We start from the raw sequence: 10,873 nt of genomic DNA, 5'->3' as shown, positions 1-10,873 counted from the left end.
CCATATTTCTGACTTATTATCTATAAAATATTGAGTAATAATCGGTTGTAAATACTCTCAATTATTTTCGACTTTCAATCTTTTTAATCGTAACAATCAGTAAAGACAACACAATACAAATGAATCCGAACGAAGTGAATCAAATTGTCGTTCAGTGCCGGGAAGGGAGCAAAGAAGCATTCCAACGGTTGGTGAGAGAATATCAAAGTATGGTTTTCTCACTAACGCTAAAGATGCTTTGCGATGAAAGGGATGCGGAAGACGCCTGCCAGGACACCTTCGTTAACGTTTGGCTGAATTTGCACAAGTATAATCCGGAGAAAGGAAAGCTTTCTACGTGGATATATACCATTGCCTCGAACATTTGCCTAGACAAACTTAAAGGTCGTAAACCACAGCTACTCATGCCGTCAGACGAAAGCAAATTCAAGGCTTACGCCGCAAATCCTTCTCCCGAAAGGCAACTCATGAATGCAGAATGGGTGTCTATTGTTAAAGTATTGGCTGTACAACTAAGCCCTAAACAACAGCTTGTTTTCACCTTGCGTGTACTAGAAAACCTTCCAATTGAAGACATCGAGCGTATCACCAATATGAATGCAACCAAGATAAAGAGCAACCTATATGTTGCTAAACAACAGATTAAACAACAACTAATACAACTAGGTTATGAACAAGAATGACGTCCTATATTCCAATTTAATAAGAGGACTGCAAGGAAGACAACCTTCTCTTGAGCATCCAGACGAAATGATAAACGGTGTAATGGCGCGTATAAAACAGCAAAAGCGACAACGCCTGCACGTTATTACACTTCGTTTCTGCGCCTCTGCGGCATCGTTGGCTTTGATCTTAGGTATAGCCGAATGTGTTAGAGCTGTGCCCCAAAACAACAATATGGCGTTTATATACTTGCAAAAAAATATCACGCAGAAAACCGATGAGGCGTATTTCAAGAACAAATATTTGAAAAAAAACAGATATGAACTAATAAAACAACACTTTTATGAAAACAAAAAATAGTTGGCTTATTCTGTTTCTTGCCGCATTGATGGTTGCATGTGGCAATAAGTACCAAGGAAGCGCAACCACGGTTATTAACGAAGACGGGACATGTAGCAGGGAATTGTCTTTCCAACTCGATTCGGCACAGTTGGTTAGTGGTGTGTTCAACGCAGATGAAAGTATGTTTAGATGGGACAAAGGTTGGCAATTGTCGTGGGGAATAAAGGGCAACAGCCTTCGGCACGCATTTCCCGTGAAACTTAAAGCCTACCAAACACTTAGTGAACAATGCAGAAAAGCAGGCCGTTCGGCTACAGATACCATCGTGGTATATGCTAAAAGCAACTTCGCGTCGGTGGAAGACATGGCCAAAGCCACAACCTTTAATATTGGTTCGCTGCGCATTACACCGCGAATAACCTACACATGCTCGCGAGGGTTGTTTAGTACTACGTACAGATACGAAGAAGTTTACCCCCAACAGCACATCAAATTCCCCATACCCATAAGCAAGTATTTTACTAAAGACGAGATTGGGTTTTGGCTAAGTGCTAAAAACAACCTTGTAAACGGACTCAATGGTATTGAAATAGACGACATCACACAGCGCCTTAAAAACAAATATACCCAGTGGGTTGTTGCCAACGACTTTGAAATGATTTATCAAACCATTCTCAAAAACTACTCGCTCATTGCCACTAAAGCCATAGACAAAGAGCAATTTGTGGCCCTGCACGACTCGCTTTTGAAAGAATACACTAAAGAAGCCGATCCCATGGCGCTCTATTCAGACAGGGCTAAATGGTTTAGAAAGTTCTTTCACTCGGACGTGTATTCAGAAATTCTCAACAACGATTCGCTCATGAAAGATGTAACAAAGACCGAAAGCGATTTCCTTGCCCTATCAATGTTCAATATCGACTACAAACTCACCTTTCTTAACACCGATTATCCTCCCTCGCTTTGTAAACTCACTGGCAACAGATTGATGGCCAAAGATGTGGGTATCTCTTTTTGTGTTATCCAAAAACACACCTGGGCATTTGCTTTAATAGGATTTGTGTTGGTGGTTTCGCTGGTGTTACTTGTGATAAAAAGAAAAAAGCGATAAGTGTTGTCGCTGTTTCTGCTTCCGCTATTCATTCAATTATTAGTGTCGTTCATCTTCTGTTTGTCCTTAAATGGCAAACAGAAGATGTTGTTTTAAGGCAATGTGGCCTTAAATTCGATAATCATGCTATGCCACAATCTAACCGATTGCAAGCTGCTGTCTATGGCAAAACACACGATTTATCGAAGAAAAAAGTTTGACTTGTCGCAAATAAAATGTACCTTTTAAATCCCGCAAAACGAGAAGTGATACTCATTAAAAACGAAAAGTGAATAATTAAGGAGAAACGAAATGTGACGGGATAGTACAGTTTTTTGTCGCACATAAGACTACACCTTCGGAAAATGTAAATAACGGCATTCAAACACCATTAGATGGGTATTCGAATGCCGTTCTTGATTATGCACCCATCCTCTTGTAAAGCATGATGTCGGTGTATGCACTATTGTAGTTCATCGTGGTGTTCACTTCCACGCGGTGCGCGCATTCGAACGGGTTACGGTTGATGCGACTCCGCCCTATCCATTCGCACAGCTCGATTATCTGCGACTTGTTCGAAGTGAAGTACACGTAGTCGTGGCCTTGCAGAACGGTGAGAACATCAAGGTAATCGGACAACTTCCAAGTCATAGTGTACGTGCCGACCTCGGTGGAGAGGTAGGGCGGGTCAACGAGGAAGAGGACATTGGACTTGTCCTTAAATTCGTTGAAGAGAGTCTTGTAGTCCTTATGCACGATTATCAGGCCGTCTAAATAGCCATCTGCACAATAGTCGTTTCGCCGTACGGTGTTATAGAACGTTTGCTTAACGAGTTCGTCCATATTGTTGGCGTATTTCATCGAGAAAAGGAGCGACGGCGATAGCGTGATGTAGTCGACAAAACCTTTCTATTCTTCTTCTGCGATGATTTCCAATATCCGGTCGTGGAACGGCTGTTGTATCACCTTACCACGCGGCAAGCTGTCGGTGACTTCACGAATGCGGGCCAGCAGCGCATTGGTGTGCGGTATGGCGGCAATGCGGCGTTGGTAGTTGTCGAAATCGTTATAAACGACCGTGGCGTTGGGATTCTCACGCTTGGCCACATGAGACAACAGGCCCGATCCACCGAACAGGTCGACGATGGTTACATTGTCGGGGTAACTTTTTAAAATCTGCCTAAATGCCTTGATAAATTTTCTCTTTTGCCCCATGAAAGGAAGTGGGGCTTGTGAATAAATTGTGTGTGTCATTGTTGTTATCCTAATTTTTATTATTATCTTTGTGCTGCCAATCACTTATTAACGCATAACCGCGGATGCGTGGACGAGGATATACCCCCGACCACACGCATCCGCGGTTTGTTATAAGTGATTGGCGTTACTTTAACAATGGTCGGGGGATTTTTGTACCCCAACCAGGGCAGAACTAAGTCTGCTGATTCTCGTATTCTTCTATCTACTATTCTACCTTTTGGACACTGACGGAATAGACGAATATAGGCGCGGTGTCATCGCTAATCTTTGACAGTTCGATCTTAAGAGTGTCATCCGTCATGTCAGTATCATACAATATATAATCCGTGTACCAACCTTGGTGTACCAGCCTTTCAGAATAGGCGGCGTCATTAATCAGCACGCCCATTAACGAGGTATCATTGTCGTACGCCTCGATTGCCGGCGTAGATGTAACATATCCACTATTTTGAACATCGGTGTTACCCTCGAACCTCTTTGTTGCGATTGGCAAAAATCGTTGTGCTACAATTCTAATAGCCACACGCCTTGTCCCTTTGGGTATTGCAATGCTCTTTGTGGCGTTATCCCCCTTAGAGCCGAGTCTAACGTGGCTTGTGTCAGCCTTGTACAAACCTAGCGCATTGGGCGCGGTCTCAATAGAAGCCCCACTCAAAGTCCAGCCATCAGCCATCAGTACATTATCATTTAATTCCGTACCATATTGTCTCTGTTCGTATGACTTGGCGATAATCTTTAGACTTCCATCATAGTCCTTGAATATAGGCTTTGACAGGTTGAATGCACCCTCGCACACAACAATGAAGCGTATCTTGTCGTACAGTTGAATGTCTGCGTTCTTTCGGCCTAGCTCTACAATAATATTATTGTCTTCGTACTCAAAACCTACGCTTTCCCACTTACTTCTTACTTCTCCATCATACAATGTGCTTGCGCTGCGTACCCTTGCAACGTAAACTCCTGTCGGCCTAATGTCACATCCCACAACGAATGTTCCGCTCGTTACACCTATCGTATCAGTAATGACCTCAACAACGGCTTTTTTAAAACAGGTCACACTTCCACCCGTAACAACTTGGTCAACTTCATATGATTTCGTACCATTGTCTGTTCCTCCATCGACTACATAACGTGCATCATCCAAATTGTCAATCTGCCCCGAAGTCTTAGACGTCCTAGTGCCACTCGATGCTGCGCGGAAGTTCAATAGACGCTGGTAGTTGTCGTCATAGCACAACTCATGGATATTTTTGTCGGCAGACTTTGGGCGAACTATGAATATCTTGACGGACTTCATGATACGTAGCGAATTAAATGCATCTACATGCTTGAAAAAGCACGCTTGGTTACGGTAGCCTTGGTGCACGCCGCTGTTAAAGCCCTTATACGTAGAGCCAACATCGGGAATTTCGCGACGCAACTCGGAATGGATAAGGCCATTATTCTTGGCAAACTGCTCATAGGTCTTATCAATATCTTTCAAATTAATTTTACCCATGGCCGTCCCATTCTCACCACCCAATATCATCTTGGCATTAACGCTGTCGCATATTTCCTTAGCAGCCTTTAAATGTGGTAATGCATCCTTTCCATACTTCGTCCCGTTCGCCTCGTTGTTCCACCATACATAAGATGGACGTAACGTGTCTACTACGCCCAGAAGCATGCCAATGTTACCCGACAAGGTACTGCCGCTTAGGGCATGGTTTGAAATTGGAATGTCCACAATGTCATTCACCTTCTCGCACCACGAATGGCCGCGCATGCTATAGGAGTGGTCAGTAAGGGAAGAGCCAAATATCATTACAAAATCGGTATTCGCATAGCTGGTAACGTTCCCTTCTCCGTTAAGTATCTCATCCAACTTCGATATCCTTATCTGATATTCAAATGAGAACCGCGAAGAGTGTATAGATGTAGCAACCCACCAATTGAACTGGTCTATACAGTAGCCTTTTGCCTCATAAAGAGTCGTGATTAAGTATGCATTCTCGGATAGCTTGATATCCTGTACCATCACCACACTACCATTTCTTAGGGTAAAATCACAAACAGCGTAATTAGTGTTTGCCTTTAATGTCGCCGTGTATTCAATTTTATCATTAACACCAAAACGGCAATCATAAACCTTTATCTCCTTGTCCTCATTAACAATATTGGCAATCTCATCGCGGAAGATGAGTTTTGTAATGCGCACGTCTACATTGAAGGGTTTCTGGTCACCAGCCGACAATATTTGTAGTCTTCTGTTAAAAGCACCCCCAAGATAATCGTACCCAAACAGCCTAGTTTTTATATTGCCCTTGAATACGTTCTCCTCAACATAACGCTTTATTGCGTTGCTTTCCTGCGACGTCCTTTCATTTACATATGTTTTCGCCTCTTCAAACGCATTCTTAGCTGTTTTGTCCGCATAGCTTTTGGCGTTATACGTGACAATCTCCTTGTATTCTAAATCATATGCTCCTCCATATGAATCTTGTTCTGTCCATCGGCCAAAGATGTCTATTCCGAACATTGGAAAACTATAGTTTGTTCCTATTAGAAAAACCGTATCTCCACTCGTATTAACGGCCTCCTGATTCTGCACCATCAAGACATTACCCTTGCGAAATGGCAGGTTGCACTCAATGTAATTCTTACCTTTTTCAAGTGTCAATGAATGGGAATTTACAGCCGCAGTATTACCTCTTGAGTATTCGAATACATCTACTTTCTTGTCTTCAGGGAACACACTATTCGTACCGAATATAATCTTAGTCACGGTGGCGTCGTTTTCAAAAATGAAATTCTTCGGAGCAAGCTTGTATATTCTAAACGAAGATCCTGTGCTAATGTTTAGATTGCCGCAGACAAGTTTTCTCTCTCTAGTTTCATTGATGATTTCATTACCAATAGGCCGCCAACACTCTTCTGATGTTGTCCATTTGTCGCACTGATTGTAATACCTTACGTATAGATTCGTTATAGAATCTATAAAGCCAATTACTAGACCTCCCTTTTGAAAACTACTTGGTACAGCCCCAATAGCATCTTGTAATGTGTATGTTTTTCCACCATTGTTACTACTTACATTGTATTCCATCAACAGCCCTGTCACCGCTTGTTGTGACATCACTTTAGCTGCACTGTCACCAGCTTCCTGAACTACATTGGGCGTCATTCTAGTGAAGAGCTCACCCATCAGCAGCCACCCAGGCTTCTGATAAGCATAGATTTTCCCATTGTCTGGACTATCAGGGTGCGTACCATCATAGACGCTTACTAGTTGTCCAAAACGCAGAGCCTTGCCGTTAGTGCCAATCGGAGCTGTGTCTGCCTCCATATCTGGCTTAGAACGATAAACCTTCTTAATACCCAAACTATCTGCCGACTGTTCCAATGAGGCAATGTATGCTAGGGTGTCCTCGTGCAGCTTGCCAACTTCCTCAGGTGTAATGCTATTCACCTGATTCTTCTCACTGAGTTTCTTCGCTCTACTAAGCAGATCATATACTGTATCCATTGTCGTTTATCTGAATTATAATAAGTTCCTGTTTAACAGGTGTTATACACTCCTATGTTTTATCCTTTCTCATCCAAGCACTGTTATTTGGACTCTTTTCATTTGCCACACCTATTCCAGTATTTCAAATGTTAGGGAGACAGGACATTCTATGGGAGAGTCCAGGACATCAGATGCACCTGAAAGTTCTCTCAGATCTCTAAGAGAACATTTCCCGTCGTAAAACTCTAAGGCGCATAGGTGTGAGCCATCGTCTCCACCAGTTCCAAAAGTTCCACTCCATTTTCTGTTTAAAATAGAACCAACTTGGGGGTCCACTTCAAAAAGGATTCCCTTTCCGGGCATGGCATCCCATTCACCCTTCATGCTGCTTACCTTGACCTTTATGCGTGTGGAATCGCCCTGTTTCTGGTATTGCACCTTCCCAGTGTATCCATTGAAGAATGTAACAGGAATGTTTTTCCAAGTGTCTACGCCGGCCAGACCAAGGTTTCTCCGTAAAAGCTCGGTCAACGTCGGGAGCTCGAGAACGTTGTAGGCAACCTTGGCACCATCCTTACTTGTACTTATGTATGCCTGTACTGATTTTCTGCATGGTCTTGTCTGTCCATCCTCAAATTCTCGCTCCTCGTTCTCGGTTTCCTTAATGCAAACATATAAGGGGTCAGACCATGTTTTAACGGTTACCGTTGATTCGGGGAAATCTATTATTTCACCCACAACGACAATTGAGCCTGCGTACACTTTTGCCGTCGTCGTCAACTTCTCCTGATCTACGGATAATGGTTTCATCTCCAAATGTTGAAGCAAGAATGCGGAGGATTTCCCGCTTATGGCATTTAGAAACTGCCGATTGAAGCCAGCGTCATTGTCTTGCAATAGCTTGATATCGTCTAGGAATATGGGTTGTCCACCCTCATTGAAAAGAAGTCTATTCATATTCGTATATGTTTATGTGATAACGGCGGCCAGCCGGTTTATATAGTTCGACAATGCGTATGATCTCCGCGAGGTGTCGCCCCTTGTGGCGGTCTTCTTCGGAATTGAGCGACGAGACAAGAAAACTGGGGACAAATATTGTGAAGTTTGGCTTGCTTGGCACTTCGCCGTCCATCCATAACGTCATGCGTGGGTTTAGGAATGTGGGCGGCTTGCCCTCTGCCTGGAAGTATAGGCACGGATGTCGATCGTCAGATTCGGACTCTATGTATATCTGTCTGTTTCGCAAGAAGAATCGGCGGTTAAGTGCGCGTTCGATGTCTTGCACGCTGGCCGTGATGTCGAGCCTGTCGGCCACTTTCTTGCGATATTCCGTGAAGAGGCGGTGAACGTAAGCCAGCGGAATGATGAGGATGCGGAGCAAGGCCACCAGCACTCGGCTGCGCAATATGGGCGGCAGCAGCTGCACGGCCCATCGGTTGAAGTCTACGTCATACCACATATCTTATAGAGTTTTGAAGTCCAATAGCAACGAAACTGCCACCCACTGCCGTATAGTTATTTCCAACCACGGGTCGGTAATCGGTGTCGGCGGCCGTCTTGTAAAGACATTCGGCCAACGTCACGTCCACAACGCCTTCCACACTCTGGATGGCGTCCACAAGGCGTGTCTTATTGAATGTTCCGCCATAAGTTATGCTGCGCAGGTAAGCATTTATTGCATCTTCGACGGGTTTCGCCCCATCGCCGTTCCTTGTTCCGTTCGCACTAAGGATAAGCGGGTCCACCTGCACCGTAGCTCTCACCTGAATGCTGTCGGCGGGAAGCGAACGAACGTTGAGCACCACACCCGCAATCTTAACGCGGTTCATATAGTGTTTGAACGCCGTTAGAACATCGGCCGAAAGCGGTTCGGGCAGCCCATTTTTATCGGCCGAGGCCAATACCTGTATGCTCGTGCCGCGGTCGCGCACGGCCACGTAACGCACCAGCCGTTTCTTCTCGTCGATGGTGTGGTAACGCCATTGCGAGGTGCCCTCGTCAAAAACTAGTGCATCACCATATTGGAACTGCCGAGCCACCTTATAGTACCACGGCACGCTGGCCACCACTGCTCGGCCAATCTTCTCATCCACGTCCAGCCGATGGCGGTCGAAGAGGGCTTCCATCACGTGGCAGCAGGCCGCCACGATGAAGAAAAGGATGCTCTCCAGGCTCACCGCCGAGAAGCTTCCCTCGAAGGTGTCGCCCTCCGCCAGTCCGTATGCCTCGCGCAGCGTGGCGTTGCCCATGAATGCGTCGGTCATCGTGCGCTTTATCTCTGCAATGGTTCGTGCCATAAGTCGCTAGTTGAATGTTTCGTTAAATGTTTCGTTGAAGATGCGTGCCCTCGTTCCGCCGTCGCCGCGCAACGTGGCCGGGGCGATGCCGTGTGCCTGGCAATAGAGCCGCATGGGGCGGTTGTACTCACCCTCGTGAAGGTTTAGGGACTTGCCCGTGGACGGCGTGTCGCTAACGGGCATGCCGTTGTCGAGTGCCAGCCGCACCACCGCCTCCAATGCACCGTATTCCTGTACGGCTATGTCGGCCAATGTCTGGCCGTCCCTTACCGTCGTTTCCATAACTTGCGTGCGAAAAGAATGAGGAACAATATGAAGGATATCCACCCCACGATGTCCATTATCGTACCTAGGGTAGGCCAGCCGGATTTCGAGTCCGTTACCTTTTCCTTCACATGCGTACTAACACCCTTGTCGTGTGTCTTGTCGCGCGTGGCCGTGGCCGAGTTGTCAGCCCGCGTGTCGCGCATTCGCTCGCTGATGCGGTGCCGCTCGGTGGCTATCACCCTGCCCGAACTGTCTTTTACCACCACCACGCTGTCGCGGATGGTAACGCTGTCGCGCGTGGCGGTGACGTAGCGCAGCACCACGCTGTCGCGCACCACGAGCGAGTCGCGCTGGCGAACGTCCACCTCCGCCGTTCGGGTGACGGTTCGCGTCGTTCGGCAAGAGGCCAACACGAACAGCAGCGTCATTATATATAATAGGTGTCTCATTGCCTTTGTTTTTTTTATTTATACATTCTTGTACTCCACCTTTGCGTCGAAGCAGGGGCAGACCTTTATGAACTCGTTTGGCTCAATGATGCCGTTGCGGTTCAAGTCGGGCGAGAAGTCGCGATGCCCCTGTATGATAGCGTTGGGGTAATGCTTGCGCAGAACGCCGAGCAACTTCAACAGTGACGCCTTCTGCGCGGCGGTGCGCGTGTCAACGTACTTGCCATTGGCAAAACCGCCGATGTAGGCCACGTTCACGAGCATGCGGTTGTAGCCTTTCACTCCGTTGCTCACCTTTTCTTCGCCCAACAGCTGCGTTATCGTGCCGTCGGCAGCCACTACATAATGGTAGCCCGGGTTCTTCCAGCCCAGCCCCTTAAACACCAACAGCAACTCCTTTATTGTGGTTTGTGGCGAACCGCCTGTGGCGTGTACCACGATATACTTAATGTCTCTCATTTTTCTTCGTGTGTAATGTGTCCAATGCCGCCGTAACGTCTTCCGGTTTCACGTTCAGTTTGCTCGCGATTTCCCCTGCCAAGGCTTTCTTCAGTATCTTCAAGAAAGGCATGTTTGGGAAGCAGATGAGCATGCTGGCCGACATGCTCCACATCTCAACCAGGATGATGCCGACGCAAATAATACTTGTTGTCAACCCTCCACTTAGACCGGTTAGTTTGTCTATTAGTATAAAGACAAAGACGGCCGTGCCATAGACGGCGAGTTTCGCGATTGTGTCGCGCGCCAATTCGCTCAGTGCGAAACGCTTTTGTACCAGGCTTGCAGCGATGCCCCACACGGCATCCAGCACGATGGCCATAACCGTAAAGCCCACCATCTTCTCGTAGCCCACGATGAAGTTCATCACCACGAGCCCGACGAACATTAGCCAGCCCCACGCAGTGGAAAGCACTTCAAGAAGTTTGTTTAAAAAGTGTTCTATCATTGTTGTTTAATTTAATAATGTACGCCAGTTCGGGATAAGGATTTGCTTAGAAAAGTTCCAATTGCCTAGTCTTTT

At 46.2% G+C, this 10,873-nt stretch carries 11 protein-coding genes and 1 pseudogene; 3 read left to right on the top strand and 9 right to left on the bottom strand.

Going from position 1 to position 10,873, the window contains the following annotated elements; genetic code table 11:
- Positions 1–119 precede the first annotated feature (119 nt).
- The 3 genes from QME03_RS07910 to QME03_RS07900 are packed head-to-tail and all read left to right on the top strand — an operon-like array spanning position 120 to position 2,116.
- Positions 120–683: an RNA polymerase sigma factor gene (locus QME03_RS07910; protein WP_281724007.1), complete on the top strand. Its 564-nt coding sequence runs from the start codon at positions 120–122 to the stop codon at positions 681–683.
- Positions 670–1,023, top strand: coding sequence for a hypothetical protein (locus QME03_RS07905; RefSeq protein ID WP_281724006.1), 354 nt, complete (start codon positions 670–672; stop codon positions 1,021–1,023). The genes QME03_RS07910 and QME03_RS07905 overlap by 14 nt, the downstream gene beginning before the upstream one ends.
- Positions 1,007–2,116: a hypothetical protein gene (locus QME03_RS07900; RefSeq protein ID WP_281724005.1), complete on the top strand. Its 1,110-nt coding sequence runs from the start codon at positions 1,007–1,009 to the stop codon at positions 2,114–2,116. Before QME03_RS07905 ends, QME03_RS07900 begins: the two co-directional genes overlap by 17 nt.
- Positions 2,117–2,515: 399 nt before the next feature.
- On the opposite strand, the pseudogene QME03_RS07895 reads toward QME03_RS07900, so the two are convergent.
- From QME03_RS07895 to QME03_RS07855, 9 genes and pseudogenes are all read right to left on the bottom strand, one after another.
- A pseudogene (locus QME03_RS07895) lies at positions 2,516–3,349 on the bottom strand (DNA adenine methylase).
- Between the two features lie 208 nt (positions 3,350–3,557).
- Positions 3,558–6,857 (bottom strand): hypothetical protein, encoded by a 3,300-nt coding sequence (locus tag QME03_RS07890; RefSeq protein ID WP_281724004.1) that lies wholly within the window; start codon positions 6,855–6,857, stop codon positions 3,558–3,560.
- Positions 6,858–6,968: 111 nt separating this feature from the next.
- Positions 6,969–7,796 carry a hypothetical protein gene (locus tag QME03_RS07885; RefSeq protein ID WP_281724003.1) on the bottom strand — a complete coding sequence of 276 codons (828 nt, stop codon included), beginning with the start codon at positions 7,794–7,796 and terminating at the stop codon, positions 6,969–6,971.
- Positions 7,789–8,298: a hypothetical protein gene (locus QME03_RS07880; RefSeq protein ID WP_273263963.1), complete on the bottom strand. Its 510-nt coding sequence runs from the start codon at positions 8,296–8,298 to the stop codon at positions 7,789–7,791. The genes QME03_RS07885 and QME03_RS07880 overlap by 8 nt, the downstream gene beginning before the upstream one ends.
- Complete coding sequence (locus tag QME03_RS07875) at positions 8,288–9,136, bottom strand: hypothetical protein (protein WP_281724002.1); 849 nt, start codon at positions 9,134–9,136, stop codon at positions 8,288–8,290. The genes QME03_RS07880 and QME03_RS07875 overlap by 11 nt, the downstream gene beginning before the upstream one ends.
- Positions 9,137–9,142: 6 nt before the next feature.
- A complete protein-coding gene (locus QME03_RS07870) occupies positions 9,143–9,418 on the bottom strand; it encodes a LysM domain-containing protein (RefSeq protein ID WP_281724001.1) in 276 nt (91 codons plus the stop codon).
- Positions 9,403–9,852 (bottom strand): hypothetical protein, encoded by a 450-nt coding sequence (locus tag QME03_RS07865; RefSeq protein ID WP_281724000.1) that lies wholly within the window; start codon positions 9,850–9,852, stop codon positions 9,403–9,405. The genes QME03_RS07870 and QME03_RS07865 overlap by 16 nt, the downstream gene beginning before the upstream one ends.
- Before the next feature lie 18 nt (positions 9,853–9,870).
- Positions 9,871–10,311 (bottom strand): N-acetylmuramoyl-L-alanine amidase, encoded by a 441-nt coding sequence (locus tag QME03_RS07860; protein ID WP_281723999.1) that lies wholly within the window; start codon positions 10,309–10,311, stop codon positions 9,871–9,873.
- Entirely contained in the window at positions 10,298–10,798 is a 501-nt protein-coding gene (locus QME03_RS07855; protein ID WP_281723998.1) for a phage holin family protein, read from the bottom strand. The genes QME03_RS07860 and QME03_RS07855 overlap by 14 nt, the downstream gene beginning before the upstream one ends.
- Positions 10,799–10,873: the final 75 nt, after the last annotated feature.

Origin of the sequence: Hoylesella shahii, assembly GCF_937990675.1 — a bacterium.
GTDB lineage: Bacteria > Bacteroidota > Bacteroidia > Bacteroidales > Bacteroidaceae > Prevotella > Prevotella shahii.
The sequence above is the reverse complement of the archived record's forward strand: the minus strand, read 5'-3'. Positions and strand labels throughout refer to the sequence as shown.